The sequence below is a fragment of the Pseudovibrio sp. POLY-S9 genome (assembly GCF_001431305.1).
Taxonomy (GTDB): domain Bacteria; phylum Pseudomonadota; class Alphaproteobacteria; order Rhizobiales; family Stappiaceae; genus Pseudovibrio.
Window position 1 is genome coordinate 143,512 of the sequence record NZ_LCWX01000166.1, and the last position, 16,412, is coordinate 159,923.

At 52.4% G+C, this 16,412-nt stretch carries 15 protein-coding genes; 11 read left to right on the top strand and 4 right to left on the bottom strand.

The annotated features are described in order from the left end of the window. The first annotated feature begins 157 nt into the window (after nt 1-157). On the top strand, nt 158-2,875 hold the full coding sequence (locus tag PPL9_RS16780; protein WP_057463777.1) for a bifunctional acetate--CoA ligase family protein/GNAT family N-acetyltransferase: 2,718 nt from the start codon (nt 158-160) through the stop codon (nt 2,873-2,875). Between the two features lie 24 nt (nt 2,876-2,899). Here PPL9_RS16780 and PPL9_RS16785 read toward each other — a convergent pair whose 3' ends face one another. Next, nucleotides 2,900-4,573: a thiamine pyrophosphate-binding protein gene (locus PPL9_RS16785; protein WP_057463778.1), complete on the bottom strand. Its 1,674-nt coding sequence runs from the start codon at nt 4,571-4,573 to the stop codon at nt 2,900-2,902. A 300-nt stretch (nt 4,574-4,873) separates the two neighbouring features. Between PPL9_RS16785 and PPL9_RS16790 the strand changes: the two genes are divergently transcribed. From PPL9_RS16790 to PPL9_RS16830, 10 genes are all read left to right on the top strand, one after another. Beyond that, on the top strand, nt 4,874-6,442 hold the full coding sequence (locus PPL9_RS16790; RefSeq protein WP_208980510.1) for a bifunctional aminoglycoside phosphotransferase/ATP-binding protein: 1,569 nt from the start codon (nt 4,874-4,876) through the stop codon (nt 6,440-6,442). Nucleotides 6,443-6,585: 143 nt separating this feature from the next. Further along, complete coding sequence (locus PPL9_RS16795; protein ID WP_057463780.1) at nt 6,586-6,906, top strand: FeoA family protein; 321 nt, start codon at nt 6,586-6,588, stop codon at nt 6,904-6,906. Then, the gene (gene feoB / locus PPL9_RS16800; RefSeq protein ID WP_057463781.1) at nt 6,903-9,245 is read left to right on the top strand and encodes a ferrous iron transport protein B; all 2,343 of its coding nucleotides are present in this window, start codon (nt 6,903-6,905) and stop codon (nt 9,243-9,245) included. The genes PPL9_RS16795 and feoB overlap by 4 nt, the downstream gene beginning before the upstream one ends. A gap of 1 nt (nt 9,246) precedes the next feature. Next, nucleotides 9,247-9,480 (top strand): FeoC-like transcriptional regulator, encoded by a 234-nt coding sequence (locus PPL9_RS16805; RefSeq protein ID WP_057463782.1) that lies wholly within the window; start codon nt 9,247-9,249, stop codon nt 9,478-9,480. 134 nt (nt 9,481-9,614) lie between these two features. Then, nucleotides 9,615-10,061 carry a DUF805 domain-containing protein gene (locus tag PPL9_RS16810; RefSeq protein WP_057463783.1) on the top strand — a complete coding sequence of 149 codons (447 nt, stop codon included), beginning with the start codon at nt 9,615-9,617 and terminating at the stop codon, nt 10,059-10,061. A gap of 151 nt (nt 10,062-10,212) precedes the next feature. Further along, entirely contained in the window at nt 10,213-10,587 is a 375-nt protein-coding gene (locus PPL9_RS16815; RefSeq protein ID WP_057463784.1) for a DUF805 domain-containing protein, read from the top strand. A gap of 251 nt (nt 10,588-10,838) precedes the next feature. Continuing rightward, nucleotides 10,839-12,248: a cytochrome ubiquinol oxidase subunit I gene (locus PPL9_RS16820; RefSeq protein ID WP_082596919.1), complete on the top strand. Its 1,410-nt coding sequence runs from the start codon at nt 10,839-10,841 to the stop codon at nt 12,246-12,248. Beyond that, the gene (gene cydB, locus PPL9_RS16825) at nt 12,238-13,245 is read left to right on the top strand and encodes a cytochrome d ubiquinol oxidase subunit II (RefSeq protein ID WP_057463785.1); all 1,008 of its coding nucleotides are present in this window, start codon (nt 12,238-12,240) and stop codon (nt 13,243-13,245) included. The genes PPL9_RS16820 and cydB overlap by 11 nt, the downstream gene beginning before the upstream one ends. Then, nucleotides 13,245-13,376: a DUF2474 family protein gene (locus PPL9_RS32025; protein WP_152986720.1), complete on the top strand. Its 132-nt coding sequence runs from the start codon at nt 13,245-13,247 to the stop codon at nt 13,374-13,376. Before cydB ends, PPL9_RS32025 begins: the two co-directional genes overlap by 1 nt. 459 nt (nt 13,377-13,835) lie before the next feature. Next, nucleotides 13,836-14,654, top strand: a complete 819-nt coding sequence (locus PPL9_RS16830) for a phosphodiesterase (RefSeq protein ID WP_057463786.1) — start codon at nt 13,836-13,838, stop codon at nt 14,652-14,654. Here the strand turns inward: PPL9_RS16830 and PPL9_RS16835 are convergent. The 3 genes from PPL9_RS16835 to panB all read right to left on the bottom strand — a co-directional run bounded on the left by PPL9_RS16835 (nt 14,651) and on the right by panB (nt 16,301). After that, complete coding sequence (locus PPL9_RS16835) at nt 14,651-15,145, bottom strand: isochorismatase family cysteine hydrolase (RefSeq protein WP_208989432.1); 495 nt, start codon at nt 15,143-15,145, stop codon at nt 14,651-14,653. The two genes, PPL9_RS16830 and PPL9_RS16835, sit on opposite strands and share 4 nt — an antisense overlap. After that, a complete protein-coding gene (locus tag PPL9_RS33395) occupies nt 15,121-15,387 on the bottom strand; it encodes a hypothetical protein (protein ID WP_208989433.1) in 267 nt (88 codons plus the stop codon). Before PPL9_RS33395 ends, PPL9_RS16835 begins: the two co-directional genes overlap by 25 nt. Nucleotides 15,388-15,494: 107 nt before the next feature. Further along, nucleotides 15,495-16,301 (bottom strand): 3-methyl-2-oxobutanoate hydroxymethyltransferase, encoded by an 807-nt coding sequence (panB, locus tag PPL9_RS16840; RefSeq protein ID WP_057463787.1) that lies wholly within the window; start codon nt 16,299-16,301, stop codon nt 15,495-15,497. Nucleotides 16,302-16,412 lie beyond the last annotated feature (111 nt).

A 16,412-nucleotide genomic window follows, 5' to 3' on the forward strand; every position in this document is an offset into this window, starting at 1 on the left:
CCATTTTGAAAGGGAGAGAGGTGTCGCTTTGCTGTCGCACCTCTCTTCTATTTTGAAGATCGAACGCCCTTCAGCTCCATTGTGAGGGGCATTGGTCTGAATTGAATACCTTAGTAACAGCACCTAAAACTCAACAGAGTTTGACGGGAAATGCGCTATGACGATCTGCAATCTAGAGGGTTTGACCTCTCCACGCTCCATTGCCATTGTTGGCCCAAACAGCAAGCAGGAGGTGGTCCTGCAGCGTCTCATCGACAGCCTTGTCGGTTGCGGGTTTTCTGGCCCTAAAGCGTTTATTAACTTGCCCGGAACTTCAGCAGATGGATTTAGGAGTATCGCTTCAATTCCAGAGGTGGATGGCAAAGCAGATCTTGCCATTTTGCTGGGAGACCATACTACAGCAGCAGATGACATCAGGCTTCTCGGCGAGCAAGGCACACGCGCAGTGGTTACTCCCGCAAGCGGCTTTGACAGCTGGCGGGATGAACACCTTGATGCGCTGTTGAAAGCAGCACATCCGTACAATATTCGAATTCTCGGCCCGGGTAGTCTCGGGATCGCTTCCCCACATTCCAAGCTCTCTACGCTCCTGACAAGTGAGCAAGCTTTGAAAGGGGAACTGGCGCTTATTTCCCGCTCCGGCACCATCTTCAACACCACATTGTCCTGGGCCAAAGCCAACTCCATCGGATTCTCCGGCGTTGTTTCTCTTGGTCGCCGCTTGGATGTTGATGTTTCTGATCTGCTGGACTGGTATGCGCAGGATTATCGGACCAAAGCGATCCTTGTGCACCTTGAGACCATTGCAAACCCGCGCAAGTTTATGTCAGCTGCACGGGCAGCGGCACGCTCAAAGCCCGTGATCGTTATTCGCAGTGGTGCGAGCCGTGACCAACATATTTCAGGCACCGCCCACTCCAGCCGTCTGGCAACGCGCGATTCTGTTTATGATGCCGCTTTGCAGCGTGCTGGCGTGCTTCGTGTTTACGACCTTGATGAGATGTTTGAAGCCGCAGAGACTGTCACCCGCGTTGCTCCATCAGCGGGGCGGCGTCTTTCTATCATCGCGAATGGTCGTAGTCTGGCAACGCTGGCTGCTGACCGCCTTGCGAAGGTTGGTGGCAAGCTGGCTCCTATCAGTGAGGAAACCAAAGAGAAGCTTTGCTCTTTGACCCGGACTGATGCGCGGGCGGACAATCCATTGGTCTTGTCTGAAGCTGCGAGTCCTGAGGAGTTCAAAGAAGGCATCAGCGCTTTATTGAGAGACCCGAATTCCGACGGTGTGCTGGCCATTGCTGCACCAACAGCTTTTGAAGATTTCTCTCAGGTTGCAAAAGCCTTTGCTGAGGCCGGTCAGGAAGACCGCAAACGCCTTGGCAAGCATCAGGCTTTTGTGACTACGCTGGCTGGTGGTGCCAATATTCCGCGACAGGTTCTGGATGAAGCACGTGTGCCTTGTTATCCAAGCCCGTCTGGCGCAATCCGCTCCTTTATGCACCTGGTTCGATACAAGGAAGCGAAGGATCACCTTTCCGCTGTGCCGGACAGTTTGCCTAGCGATTATAAGCCGAACTTGCGGCTGGCGAAAGAGACGATCCGCGTTGCGCTGGAGAACGGGCAGAAGTGGCTTACACCGTTGCAGACGCGGGAACTTCTGCGAGCCTATTCAGTCAATCAAGTCGAATTGCATCTGGTCAAAACCCTTGAGGAAGCTGCCAAGGTTGCTGAGGTTTTGTTCGACAAACACGATCAGCTTGTTCTTAAAGTCAGCAGCCCTGATTTGACCTTCAAGTCTGATGTTGGCGGCGTGCATCTTGGCGTTGACAGTGTTGCAGGTGTGAAAGCAACTTTTGAGAAGATCCTTGGCAATGTGAAACACTCCTACCCGCACGCTGACATTACCGGTGTTGAAATCCAGCCAATGGTGACACGCAGGTTTGGATTAGAAACCTATGCTGGCCTTGCAGATGATCCGGTGTTTGGACCTGTGGTCGTGTTTGGCAAAGGCGGTACATCCGTTGAGGTGGTTGGTGACCGGGCGATTGATCTGGTGCCGATTGATCTTAACCTCGCCAAGGCGATGATCTCCCGCACCAGCACAGCCAAGCTGTTGAAGGGGTTCCGTAATCGTCCATCTGCCAATGTTGCAGAGGTCGAGCATCTGCTGGTGAAGCTCTCACAGATTGCCGTTGACTTCCCGGAAGTGCGAGAGCTGGATCTGAATCCAGTAGTGGTCGATGAAAATGGCATCGTGGTGCTTGATGCGCGTGTCGCAATCAGTGCTCCAGATAAACGACCTGGACGGCAAGGCGCGTCTCGCCTGTCTATCGTGCCCTACCCTGTTGAATGGGAACACACACATAAGCTGAAGGACGGCAAGACGATCCTGATCCGACCAATCCGACCTGAAGACCAAGGCAAGTTGAAAAACTTTTTTGAGAAGGTTTCGGTTGAAGACTTGCGGCTAAGGTTCTTTGCTCCCGTCAAAGAGTTTTCGCATACGTTTCTAGCTCGGCTCGTGCAGCTGGACTACGCGCGGGCCATGGCATTTTCGGCTATTGATCCTGAAACAGGCGATATTCTGGGAGTGGTTCGACTGCATGCAAATCCGGACCACACCGAGGGTGAGTATGCGGTGATGGTTCAGTCCAACCTTAAAGGCATGGGTCTTGGTTGGGTTCTGATGAAGTTGATTATCCGTTATGCGAAGGTGGACGGCATCCAGACCGTCAAAGGTGAGGTTTTGCGCGAGAACACCACCATGCTGGATATGTGCCGCAGCCTCGGGTTCCGCGTAAAGCGCTCTCCTGATGACGATGCGCTTGCTGATGTTGTTCTGGACGTCACAACCCTTGATCGGGAGACGATGAGCTAAGCCATCGCCTCCGCAATATTTCGCTTAACTCGTCGCCATAGAGGCTTCGCGGATCTGTGACAGCGAACGGATTGGCGTAATCGCCTCTGGGTCCAGATGCAGATGCAACAGAGCTGGCTTGCCGCTTGCTTTTGCGGCGTCAAAGGCGGGACCGAACTCATCAGCCGTTTTCACTGTGCTTGAGTGGAAGCCATAGGCTTTTGCAACATCAGCGAAGTTTGGATTGTGCAACGTGGTTGCGCTGATGCGCCCTGGATACTCACGTTCCTGATGCATGCGGATTGTGCCGTAGATGCCGTTGTCGACAACGACCACAATGATGTTCGCACCATCCTGAGCTGCAGTGCCCAGCTCCTGAATGGTCATCTGCAGACATCCGTCACCCGCAAAACAAACCACATCACGCTCTGGGAATTTCAGCTTTGCTGCAACAGCGGCTGGCAGGCCGTAGCCCATGGAGCCGGAGGTTGGGGCCAGCTGCGTGTTGTATTTGCGGAAGCGATGGAAGCGGTGCACCCATGTGGCGTAGTTGCCTGCGCCATTAGTGAAGATGGTGGTGTCGTCGAGGTTGTTCTCAATCCACTTCATCACTTCAGCCATTTGTAGATCACCCGTCACAATTGGGCGAGCGCCTGACCATGCCAGATAATCAGCATGCGCTTCTTCAACCTGGGCTTTCCAGCCAGTTTGCTGCTTTATGTCTAACTCTGCCAGAGCTTTGCAGAAACCAACAGGGCTGGCGTTGATGCCCAGCGTTGGCAGGTACATGCGCCCAAGTTCCTCTGCTCCCGGATGGATGTGAACGACCTTTTGTGCCGGTACTGGAATGTTCAGCATGGAATAAGACTGGCTTGGCATCTCGGAGAGAATATCGCCGAGCAGGACAATAAGGTCCGAGTTCTCAATATGTGCTTTGAGTTTCGGGTTGATGCCAATGCCAACATCACCAGCGTAGCAAGCATGGACGTTGTCAAACAGCATTTGGCGACGGAACGACACGCCAACTGGCAAACCAGTCTTTTCAGCAAACGCCTTAAAGGTGTCGCAGGTCTCTTCTGACCAGCGGGAACCACCCAGAATGAAGAATGGGCGTTCTGCACCTTCCAGCAGCTCTTGGAACTCTTCCATCTGATGATTGGACGGATGAGTTTCAATTGGGCGCATAGCCGGAACACGTTGCGCTTCTGCCAGCTCGATCAGCATATCTTCTGGCAGGGCCAAAACGACAGGACCGGGACGGCCTGATGTTGCGACATGGTAAGCGCGAGAGACCATTTCCGGGATGCGGTCAGCCTGATCAATCTCAGCCACCCATTTGGCGATGCTGCCAAACATCTGACGGTAGTTGACTTCCTGAAAGGCATCACGCTCGCGCATATCGCGGGCAATCTGGCCAACAAACAGGATCATCGGTGTGGAATCCTGCTGCGCAATGTGCACGCCGGCAGATGCGTTGGTTGCGCCCGGACCGCGTGTCACCATGCAGATGCCCGGCCTGCCGGTCATTTTACCCCAAGCTTCTGCCATCATGGCCGCGCCGCCTTCCTGACGGCACAGGGTGATTGGAACGGAAGCATCATAAAGTGCGTCCAGAACAGCAAGATAGCTCTCACCCGGCACACAGAAGACACGTTCGGCGCCCTGATCTTCCAGCGCATCCACGATTAACTGACCACCGGTCCGCATTGTCTGGCTCATCCCTCACTCCAGTCTTAATTCGATTGAGGCGAAGATACGCGGATTATGCTCTCGTGAAAATCTGCAGTATTTCTCTTTATTATTCCTAAATGGAATGAACTGGGCAAAACACAGTGTGAATGATGAAGCCTGCATGACAGATTGAGTAGTTTGTTGAGTTACCCTTGTTTTTCACTGCAAGGCAAAGTCTCTCGCCCTAGAATAAGTCCTAAGCCCGATTGATAGATTGGCAATTGCAGCTTGAAGGTGCACAACATCTCCAGGTATTTCTGCTTTTGCGTAGTTTCGATGGATGGACCCATGACCGCCGCCAGTTTTGACGTGGATACTCTGACCCAAAGCGACATCATCAGCTTTTTCACCTCTCCGGAGGCGCACCGGGGGCAAGAGGTCAAGCGCATCGACACACATGCGAATATTGCCTTTCTGGTTGGAAATGATGCCTACAAGATGAAGCGGGATGTGAAGTTTCCATTCCTTGACTATTCCACGCTAGAAAAGCGGAAAACGGCTTGTGAAGCCGAGATCAAGCTCAACAGTCAGTATGCCCCGCAGATTTACCGCAGCACCCTGCCCATCACGTTGGAGCGGGATGGCTCTTTGGAGCTCGCCGGTCATGGCGCTGTCGTTGAATGGGTGGTCCATATGAACCGCTTTAACGAGCACCTCGGGCTGGACAGAGTTGCTGAGGAAAAGGGTATCAGCAGAGAGCTGGCGGTAGACTTAGCGAAACTGATGGTAGACGCCCATAGCCGGACAACACAGCGGGAAGCCCAGCCGTGGATAGATGATCTGCTCAATTACACCAACCAAAACCTTGAGGCATTTCAGGAGTTCCCGCAGTTCTTTCCCAGTGACCAAGTGTTGGCGCTGGACGAAGCCGCCCGCAAAGAGCACGAGCATATCGAGGGCATGATCCGGGACCGCGGCGAGTTGGGGCTCGTGCGTCTAAATCATGGCGATGCTCACCTTGCCAATATAGTGATGCATGACGGGAAACCGCTTCTGTTTGATGCGGTTGAGTTTGATGATGCAATCGCGACGGGAGATGTTCTTTATGATCTCGCTTTTTTGCTCCTAGACCTATGTGAACGGAAAGAGCCTGAAGCAGCTAATGTGGTGCTCAATACCTATCTCCAGTTGGCGCGACAGCCAAAGCATCTGGAAGACCTCCGCGTATTAAGGTTCTACCTGATGATGCGAGCTGCGATCCGCGCCAAGATCGGGGCAGCGGCGTCATTGCACCAAGAGGGTGAAACACGGCGGAAGACCGAGTATCAGGCACAAGAGTATTTTAAGGTTTGCCGGAGAGCACTTGAGCCAACTCCGCCCGTGCTTTGTGTGATTGGTGGCCTTTCCGGCACTGGTAAAACCACACTCGCTCAAGGACTAGCACCTTTACTGGGACGCATGCCAGGGGCCATACATCTGCGCACAGATGTTTTGCGTAAGGAGATGCTGGATCTCGGTGAGGTCGAAACCGCTGGCAAGGAAACGTACACGCCAGAGTTTTCAGCCAAGGTCTACGCTGAGTTGCTGGATCGGGCTGAAGTGGTGCTGGCAGCCGGGCACTCCGTCATTATCGATGGGGTTTATAGCAAGCCGGCAGAAAGAGACTCGGTTGAGCAACTTGCCGTAAAGACAGGTGCAGAATTTCAGGGGATCTGGCTGGAGGCTGACGTTGAGACGCTTATCAACCGTGTTGATGCGCGACACGGCGACGCATCAGATGCAGACTCTAAGGTGGTGCGGATGCAGCAAAGTTACGACCTGGGCGAGATTCACTGGGTTAGGCTGGATAGCGCTAAATCCAAAGAAGCTGTTTTAGAACAAGCACGTAGAGTGACAGGGCTGTCTCAGTTACAGTAGTATTCCATTTTTTATAATAATTCCAAAGTGATAGCAGTACTCTATAACGCAGCAATGTTCCTTTTTTGTTTGATTCCCGTCATTGCAAGTCATTCGCAGTTGCAGTTTTATGTCTTCAAGAAATAAGATTTTTGGAGACGTTGATGTCTTTGCTAGCCAGAGAAACATTCGAGCAAGCACCCCACAAAGAAGTCTTCGCACCTTATCGCGAAACATTCGTTCCACCTGTACAGGCTATGCCGCTGACAGAAGCACGTGCAGGTGTTGAGCTGAAGGTTGTTCGCCTTGGACGCAACCGGGCAGATGCCCTGAAGCTGCGTTCTCTTGGTTTGACCAGTGATCGTCCGCTTTCCATTTTTGAAGGCAGCGGATCACGGGCACGTATCCTTTCTATCGGCTCTCAGCGCGTGGCTGTTGGTGTTGACTTGGCTGACACTATTCTGGTGGAAGAGGTTAGCCAATGAGCTGCCACGACACTGGCTCTTGCCGCTGTGAAGACAAACCCCAAGTCCATTTGCTTGGAACTGCCAACTCCGGCAAATCCAGCCTGTTTAACAAGCTGACTGGCCGCAGTCAGGTTATCGGCAACTGGCCGGGTGTTACTGTTGACCGCAAGACTGGCATTTGTGAAACGCAGACCACCGCACTGGCACTGCTGGACTTGCCCGGCGTTGCAACGCTTTCCTCTCCTGAAGATGACCGCATTGACGAACGCATTACCCGTCAGGCGCTTTTGTCTGATCGCCCGGCTGCACTGGCCGTTGTGCTTGATCCGATTGCGCTGGAGCGTTCTCTCGCTATTTTGTTGCAAGCACTCGCATTTGATGTGCCGATTGTAGCGGTGATGACCAAAGCAGATTTGTGGCCTGCCGGAGTTTTGCAGGCTGCTGCGGATCGCCTCTCAGCTGCGCTTGCTATGCCGGTGATCGCAACTTCCGTGCACGATGAGCATTCTCTGGCTGGTTTGCGTGATGAATTGTCAACTGCTGTTCGCTCACCAGATGTCCCCTCCCGTTTGCTGACAGATCCGTTTGATCTGATTGAGCCTGTCAAAGAACTCGCAGATGAGATCGCCAGACTGGCTCCGGCCTTGTCAGATCAATCCATGCCATTGGCGCATCGATTGATGGAAGGAGACAAGCTGGCGCGTGAGATGGTGCCTGCTGCTGTGCTGAAGAAGGCTCAAGCCGTTTCCAATAGATGTGAGCTTCGCCTGCAAGACCCAACTGAGTTGGTGATGGCGACGAGTTACTTCAATCGGGCTTATTCCCTCGCGCAACTGATGGAACTGCCTGAGCCACAGGATGTGCGCAGCTTCTCAGATAAGATTGACCGCTTTGTGCTTTCCAAGTGGGCTGGCCCGTTTGTGTTCCTTGGCGCGATGTATGCGATGTTCTTCATCGCGATTAATGTTTCCTCCTACTTCATCGATCTGTTTGATGGATTGGGAGATGCCTTGTTTATTCAGGCACCCCTGAGCCTGCTTTATGCAGTTGGGCTTGAGGGCGGTGCACTGGAAATGCTGATCACAGCGCTTGGCGGAGGTTTACAGACTGTCGGTACGTTCGCCCCTATCGTCGGTTTGCTTTTCCTCTGTCAGATTTTCCTTGAACAGAGCGGTTACATGGCTCGTGCAGCGGTGGTTGCAGATGGCTTGATGCGCCGGATCGGACTGCCCGGTCGTGCCTTTCTGCCGCTTATTCTGGGCTTTGGTTGTACTGTGCCCGCTGTTGTGGCGACCCGTACGCTGGAGACGGAACGCGAGCGAGTGGTGACATCCATGATGGCGCCGTTCATGTCCTGCGGCGCACGCCTGCCAGTGTATGCATTGTTTGCAGCGGCGTTCTTCCCGGTCAACGGCCAGAACATTGTGTTTGCGCTTTATCTGCTTGGCGTTGGCGTGGCTATCTTTACAGGCTGGGCGCTGTCCAATTCCTTCTACAAAGGGCAATCCACCAGCCTTGCTATTGAGCTGCCGACCTACCAGATGCCGCAGTTTGCCCAGGTGATGAAGCTGGTCTGGACGCGCCTGAAGATCTTCCTGTTTGGCGCTGGTAAGATTATTGTCACGGTGGTGGCTGTTCTGACTATTTTGAACTCCGTTGATTTTGAAGGAAACGTTGGCAACGAGGCCAATGGCAACTCTGTTTTGGCTGTTGTTTCCAAACAAGTGACACCAATCTTCGCTCCTATGGGCCTGAGTGAAGATGACTGGCCTGCCACGGTTGGTCTGGTCACTGGCATCTTTGCGAAAGAAGCCGTGGTTGGTACCTTGCAGACGCTTTACGTCACCACTGATGAAGAAGGTGGGGCTCCTGCGCCGCTGGAGACTGCACAAGAGGCCATCAATATCTTCACGACCAGCATTGTGGATCTGACCTCGCAGATGCTTGATCCACTTGGCATCGATATTGGTGATACCTCCAGCTATAACGTGGCTGCTGAAGAGCAAGAGGTTGAGGTGGGCCTGTTCACCGCACTTGCGGCGCACTTTGACGGAAAAGTAGGCGCATTTGCCTACATGATTGCAGTCCTGCTTTACATTCCATGCACTGCAGCTTTGGCCACGATCTGGCGAGAGGTTGGGCGCAACTGGGCTCTGTTTGCGGCAGGCTGGACCACTTTACTGGCCTACTCCGGCGCTTCTCTGGCTTATCAGATTGGCACCTTCGCTCGCCACCCAACATCTTCTGCGCTCTGGATCATTGGGCTGCTGGCTGCAATTGTCAGTGTGTTGGTCTTCATGCGCCAGAAAGCAGAGAGCACCATTGCGCATCAGGCAGCACTGGAGGCCGCAGAATAAAATGTTGCAGCAGATCGAAGGTGTTTTGGCAAAGCGTGGCGGTGCCACTGTTGGCGAGATCGCTCAGGATATGAACATCTCAAGTGACTTTGCCATGGCGATGGTCTCCCAACTCAAAGCATTGGGGCGCATTGAGGAAGTGGGATGCTCTTCAAGCTCCGCCTCCAGTAGCTGTGCAAGCTCCTGTGGGGGATGCAGCTTTGCGCCGACGGTTCAGTATCAGCTCAAACAATAAGCTCTGCTTAAGCAAATAAACACAAACAGGAGAGTAAAGACCCGTTCTTTGCTCTCCTGTTTTGCATTTAGCCTATGCCCTCAACTTTCTGGTGAGAAAGCGCGCTCTAGCCTTTCCTGCAAAAGGAGCGCTCAATGGCCTACATGCACTCACAAGATGAACTTAGTTTCAAAGATGCCATCATCTCATGCCTGAAGAACTACTTTAACTTTTATGGTCGTGCATCACGCGCTGAATACTGGTGGTGGTTTTTGTTCAATGCGCTTGTCATCACCGTAGCTGTTCTTTTTGATATTCTGGTTATGAGTGGTCTTATTTTGGGCATCTCAGAGCTTCAGCAATCATCAGGTACTTCTGGAACTGCAGTGGCAGTCGGTATGTTCCTGCCCAACATCCTCACAATGATTGTTACGCTTTTCCTGTTGTTACCAACACTAACGGTAGCCGTTCGTCGTCTTCACGATGTTGATCGTTCCGGCTTCTGGGTGTTCATTACGGTGATCCCGTTTTTTGGGGCATTGCTTCTATTGTACTGGCATCTGCTTCCTTCAAGGCAAACCGTCAACGCCAATTACGAGTAAACACTCAAACTCAGCTAAGGCAAAAGGTACGCACGCAAAACAGGAGCACAGACCTCAGTTCTTTGCTCTCTGGCACATCGTTAGACAGCCAACCTCGACGTTCTGGTCAGCATGTGCGGTCTAACGTCCCTACAAAAACTTGGAGAGTAGCGTGGTTAGTTTTCAAAGCGCCATCAGAACCTGTTTCAAGAAGTATGTGCAGTTCACTGGGCGTGCGCCTCGCTCCGAGTTTTGGTGGTGGGTACTCTTCGTGCTCATAGTGATGATCGCAGCTTACCTTATCGATAACTTTGTGATCGCCCCTACTCTGGGATTGCCCACGGGGAGTGTGCAGGATGGTGCTCCGTTAAGCTCCATCTTGAACATCGCATTCTTCTTGCCTAATCTGGCCGTGGCCGTACGGCGACTGCATGACATCAATCGATCCGGCTTCTGGCTGCTCATCGCTTTCATACCGATTCTAGGCGGTTTGTTGCTGCTTTACTGGTTTGTGCAGCCACCATTCCATGGCAAAACGAAATATTAGAATTAGAATTAATACAAACTGGATAGTGCCGTGTCGGATCGGGCATAAGCAGAAATTATGCGACACTTTGCATAGCGCATAGCTCCTAATGCAACTCACTTTTTCAAGGAAACAGTTACTACAGCAAAGACAAGTGCCCTATCTTTTGGGGTGCACTGGTCATGGATCGCGGAAAAAACATAATTATTAACAGTGTTCCGCTACGGAATTCCATGATTTAAAATTAGCACATCCCATCGACAGGTGGTCACATGGACAGTTTAGCAGTTGATCTAGCTCGATTCCAATTTGCTTTTACAATCGCGTTCCATATCATATTTCCGGCTTTTACTATAGGTCTGGCAAGTTTTCTTGCTGTCCTTGAAGGCTTATGGCTATGGACAGGACGTGATGTATACTTGCGGGTCTTCAAGTTCTGGCTCGTAATCTTCGCACTTTCCTTCGCTATGGGTGTCGTTTCCGGCATCGTCATGGCTTATCAATTCGGCACCAACTGGTCTGCCTTTGCAGACAAAACCGGATCGGTCATTGGACCGCTCATGGGGTATGAGGTGCTCACGGCCTTCTTCCTGGAAGCAGGTTTCCTCGGCATTATGCTGTTTGGTATGAACCGCGTGGGCAAGAAGTTGCACTTCTTTGCCACTGTGGTTGTTGCCATTGGCACCGCTCTTTCCGCTTTCTGGATCCTTTCCGTCAACAGCTGGATGCAGACACCAACAGGCTACGCAATGAATGACGTGGGCCAGTTTGTACCTGCGGATTGGTGGGCGATTATCTTCAACCCCTCCTTCCCCTACCGGCTCGTGCACATGGTGCTGGCAGCTTACCTGACCACAGCCTTCGTGGTTGGTGCCGTGGGTGCCTATCATCTGCTGAAGAACCGTTTTAATGCGGCGGCGCAGGTGATGTTCTCCATGGCCATGTGGATGATGATTGTGGTCACGCCAATCCAGATGCTTGCCGGGGACTATCACGGTCTCAACACTCTGGAGCATCAGCCTGCCAAGGTTGCTGCTATGGAGGGGCACTTTGATTCCCAAGGCCCTGCCCCGCTCATCCTCTTTGGATGGCCGGATGTGGAAGCTGGAGAAACAAAGTACAAGATTGAGGTCCCTTATCTCTCGAGCATTATTCTGACCCACAGCCTCGATGGTGTTGTCCCTGGTTTGAATGAATTCCCACGGGAAGACTGGCCACCGGCAGCCATCGTGTTTGTGTCATTCCGCATCATGGTTGGTATTGGTGTCTTGATGTTGCTGGTTGGCGTTTGGGGCCTATGGTCTCGGATCCGTGGCCGGCTTCATGAGAGTGAATGGCTTCAGCGAGCTTCCATTGTTATGGGGCCAGCTGGTTTCGTCGCTGTCATCGCAGGCTGGACAACAACGGAAGTTGGTCGCCAACCTTACACCGTGTACGGGTTGCTCAAGACGTCAGAATCCGTTTCACCCGTTGAAGCACCTGCCGTCTGGGCCTCGCTGGTCATCTTTGTAGCGGTGTACTGTATCGTCTTTGGCGTTGGTATCTTCTACATCTTCCGGTCCATGGCGAAGTCTCCGGATGCGAGCCAGGGCGTTGAGGAAGGCGTACCTGTCAGAACCGCAGGCATCACTCCTGCACAGGCCCTTCAACCACATGAGGGAGATCGTTCCCATGATTCTTGATTATCCACTCATTTGGGGTTTTCTCATTGCAGTCGCGATCTTCGCCTATGTGATTTTGGATGGCTTTGATCTTGGTATCGGGATCTTATACCCGACCACCAAAGACGCTGATGAACGCACATTGATGATGAACAGTGTTGCTCCCGTCTGGGATGGCAATGAAACCTGGCTCGTCCTTGGTGGCGGTGGTTTGTTTGCCGTGTTCCCGCTCGCCTATTCAGTCATCATGCCTGCAGTCTACGCACCGATTATCGGCATGTTGATCGGGTTGATCTTCAGAGGCGTCGCCTTTGAGTTCCGCTTTAAATCATCTGTCGAGCGCAGACCGTTCTGGGATATATCCTTCTTTGCAGGGTCTATCGTTGCTGCGTTCTGTCAGGGACTGGTGCTTGGAACGCTTGTGCAAGGCATTGAAGTGGTTGACCGGACTTATGCTGGCGGCTGGTGGGACTGGCTGACACCATTTTCTGTCATGACCGGTTTTGCCGTAATCTCCGGCTATGCCCTGCTTGGGGCCACATGGCTGGTGATGAAGCTGGAAGGTATGCCGCAAGCTCATTTCCGCCGCGTCTCAAAATATGCCGCTCTTGTCCTGATTGGTTTTCTTCTGCTGGTCAGCATGTGGATGCCGTTCATCAATGAGAGCATTATGGAGAAGTGGTTCAGCTTCCCGTATCTGCTTTACACATTCCCGGTTCCGCTTCTTGTTGCGGTCACCACACTGGTGTTGTGGCGGGCTTTGATGAGCGATGCGGATTACACGCCATTCCTCGCGTCACTTGTGATCTTCCTGCTGACTTATGTGGGGCTGGGGATCAACATCTTCCCGTATGTGGTGCCAAATGTTTACACCCTTTGGGAAGCAGCTGCGCCTGACAGCAGTCTGAAATTCCTGCTTGTGGGAGCGGTCATCCTCATCCCGATGATCCTCGCCTATACGGCCTACGCGTACTACGTGTTCCGTGGCAAGATCAAATCAACGGAAGGGTATCACTAATGAGCCTCGATAAAACCGGCGAAATTGACCAACCTTTATGGAAGCGGTTGCTTTGGTTTGCAGCCCTTTGGGTGGCAGGCGTTGCCTCCATCGCAGTGGTCTCTTACGCCTTAAGAAGTCTGATCATTTAACAGACCCAGCAAAAATAAGGGCGTGCTATCCCCATAGCACGCCCTTCTCCCAATGAACCGCTCGCGGTTCCTCCTCCGCTACGGCTCGAAACTATCCGGAGCCGAATATCTCCCGAAAATTCGCCTCTCATATTTCAGGGGTGTACTGTGATATGTTTTAAAAATCCTTTCAATGCGTCAAAACCCGCAGTTAGGCGATTTTATTGCCTAAAACTGGCGAAAATGAGCAAATCAAGGCAATGCTAATATGTGGACGGCCTTTGGTTGTATTGCGCCTGACGCCTGCCCGCTCCTTCAGATTGTTCGGAGTGATGTCTTGCAACCATTCCCCTGTCATGAAAAGTTCACTTGTTGTTTGAGGTCAGACGGATTAGTCAGCAGCGCAATTTCCGCTGATGCAGGCTTATTCATCGCTTAGAGTTTATTCTGACTTGCAGCCTATTTTTTGGGGTACCACACATGATCTTCGCGCAGCTTACCGACATTCACATCAAGGCTGGCGGAAAATTCGCCTACAACTGTGTTGATACGCTTTCTCATTTGCGTCAGGCCGTTTCGCACCTCAACGCGTTTCGTCCACGACTTGATTTTGTGGTGATCAGCGGCGATTTAGTGGATTTGGGCAATACGGATGAGTATGAGCTGTTCCGGCAAGAGATCGACCAGCTGGATATGCCGTTTTATGTGATCCCCGGTAATCACGATCACCGGGATGCAATGCGGGATGCGTTTGCGGATCATGACTACCTGACTTCAGAGGGTGCACTTCAGTTTTCCATTGAGAAAGACGGCCTGCGCATTATCGGGTTGGATACGACCATTCCGGGCAAGCATGACGGCCATTTTGATGCTGATAAGCAAGCGTGGTTGCGTGATGAACTGGACGCACATAAAGATCAGCCGACTTTGGTGTTCATGCATCACCCGCCGTTCAAGACTGGTATTCAGCACATGGATAACATCATGCTGATGCGCGCTGACGAGGATTTCTGGCCTGTGGTTACAGGGCAGTCGCAAATCCGACAGATTGCTTGTGGTCATGTTCACCGGGCAATCGAGGTCTTCAAGAGCGGCATTCCGGTGAGCATCTGCCCTGCTTCAGGCCATCAGGTCACGCTTGATCTGGATCCGGACGGGGAACCTGGCTTTGTTATGGACCCACCAGCGGTGCGTGTGTTCCGCTGGTCCGAGGGCGAACTGATCAACCATTTGAGTTTTATCGGCGGTTTTGGTGGTCAACACCCATTCTTTGATAAGGATGGCAAACTGATTGATTAGGCTGGGTCTTTCTCAGTTATGAGATTAGCTTCATTCTCAACAATATTCCATGAGACGGCAGCGCCCATTTCCTGCAGTGCCTCCTTCAGCAGTTTCCATGCCTTCTGATTTTGGGCGAGAATGGCGGGGTCGCAAAGTTCGACGCGGTACCCTCTGTTAAGCGCACCGATTGTTGTATTCTTGACGCAGGCATTACCGTCCAGACCTGTCATGATCAGGTGGTCAATTTCATGATCTCTCAGGAACTCAGAGAGTGCCGGCTCGCCAAAAGCGTCACTCTTTGATTTCACGAGATCCAGATCTGGCTCAATAGTTATGCGTGGATCCATCTTTAGGCCATCAGAGCCTTTTGCCCCCAAACCTCCTCCCAACAGGCGGACCAGAAGGTTGGTGTACCATCCCTTGTAAACTTGCCGGATGGAGATGACGGGCCAGCCTTTTTGCTGTGCCAGCTCACCAAGCGCGTTTATGTAGTTGAGGCGGGCTTGCAAATAGTCGGGCTCCCAACTTCGAGAGCTTGTTTTCTTGGTGAAGTCACTTGAACATCAATCACCAGCAGCGCAGTGCCTCTGCGGCCTTCGAACATGATCGACGGGCCGTTGGTTGGCGTTTGAATGTTGAGGACACCCCAAAAGGTATAGGCAGCAAGTGCTGCCACGCAAAGTAAAGCTCCTAAAACCAGAATAAGCACCGTTTGCTCCCCCAAGCCAAGACATGCCAGTTCCCACACCATATCATGCTGCTGAGGGGGTCTGACATTTCCAAATTTTGGGGAGCAAAGCCGTCAGGACCTGCACACAATCCAGCTGGTGCTATTGGTACCGACGGCGGTCTTCGATCTTAGTAAGTTTCGTTCTCAGCCGGAAATTGCTCGCGGCGAACGTCATTTGCAAACGCCTTTACACCTTGCTCGATCTGAGATTTCAGTTCAGCGTACTTGCGTACGAATTTTGGCGTCTTGTCGAACATCCCAAGCATGTCATCGGTGACAAGGATCTGGCCGTCGCAGTCAACAGAAGCACCGATACCGATGGTCGGGATTGGCACGCTGTCAGAAATTTCGCGGGCGACTTCGTCTTTAGTGCCTTCAACGACAACACAGAATGCACCTGCATCGGCCACCTGACGTGCGCATTCCAGCTGTTCTTTGCGGCTTTCTTCGCTTTTGCCAGCAACCTTATAGCCGCCTTCCACATGCAGGTACTGCGGGCGCAGGCCGATGTGAGCCACCACGGGAATACCGCGGTCTACGAGAAAGCGGATGGTTTCTGACGCTGCGGAATTGTATTCCAGCTTGACGGCCTGACAGCCGGTTTCCTGCATCACACGCAATGCATTGCGGTATGCGGCCTGTGGGCTTTCTTCAAAGGAGCCGAAAGGCATATCAACGACAACAAGTGCGTTTTGAGAGCCACGCATAACGGCTTTGCCGTGCATGATCATCATGTCCAGCGTGACTGCTGTCGTGTCTGGCAAGCCGTGGAGCACCATGCCGACACTGTCGCCCACCAGCAGCAGATCGCAGTGCTCATCCAGCATCTGTGCGATTGGTGCAGTGTAGGCCGTGAGGCAGACCAGCTTGTGATGGCCTTTTGCCTTCATGATGTCTTTAATGGTTTTCCGCCGAGTCGCAGATGTATGAGACATTGTTTTAGGTGCCCGTTTCGTTCATCCAAAGCAGCTGGCCCTTTGTCTGGAGCAATCCAACTGCCTTCATTCTTTGTTATTCCGCGCACTCATTGCCAGTCCGTTCAGCAT

Bases quoted from the DNA above. Each gene is read 5' to 3' on its own strand.
- PPL9_RS16805 (WP_057463782.1), top strand. From the start codon at position 9,247: ATGTTGCAGCAGATCGAAGGTGTTTTGGCAAAGCGTGGCGGTGCCACT.
- PPL9_RS16820 (WP_082596919.1), top strand. From the start codon at position 10,839: ATGGACAGTTTAGCAGTTGATCTAGCTCGATTCCAATTTGCTTTTACA.
- feoB (WP_057463781.1), top strand. From the start codon at position 6,903: ATGAGCTGCCACGACACTGGCTCTTGCCGCTGTGAAGACAAACCCCAA.
- PPL9_RS16810 (WP_057463783.1), top strand. From the start codon at position 9,615: ATGGCCTACATGCACTCACAAGATGAACTTAGTTTCAAAGATGCCATC.
- PPL9_RS16830 (WP_057463786.1), top strand. From the start codon at position 13,836: ATGATCTTCGCGCAGCTTACCGACATTCACATCAAGGCTGGCGGAAAA.
- PPL9_RS16780 (WP_057463777.1), top strand. From the start codon at position 158: ATGACGATCTGCAATCTAGAGGGTTTGACCTCTCCACGCTCCATTGCC.
- PPL9_RS32025 (WP_152986720.1), top strand. From the start codon at position 13,245: ATGAGCCTCGATAAAACCGGCGAAATTGACCAACCTTTATGGAAGCGG.
- cydB (WP_057463785.1), top strand. From the start codon at position 12,238: ATGATTCTTGATTATCCACTCATTTGGGGTTTTCTCATTGCAGTCGCG.
- PPL9_RS33395 (WP_208989433.1), bottom strand. From the start codon at position 15,387: ATGGTGTGGGAACTGGCATGTCTTGGCTTGGGGGAGCAAACGGTGCTT.
- PPL9_RS16785 (WP_057463778.1), bottom strand. From the start codon at position 4,573: ATGAGCCAGACAATGCGGACCGGTGGTCAGTTAATCGTGGATGCGCTG.
- PPL9_RS16795 (WP_057463780.1), top strand. From the start codon at position 6,586: ATGTCTTTGCTAGCCAGAGAAACATTCGAGCAAGCACCCCACAAAGAA.
- PPL9_RS16790 (WP_208980510.1), top strand. From the start codon at position 4,874: ATGACCGCCGCCAGTTTTGACGTGGATACTCTGACCCAAAGCGACATC.
- panB (WP_057463787.1), bottom strand. From the start codon at position 16,301: ATGTCTCATACATCTGCGACTCGGCGGAAAACCATTAAAGACATCATG.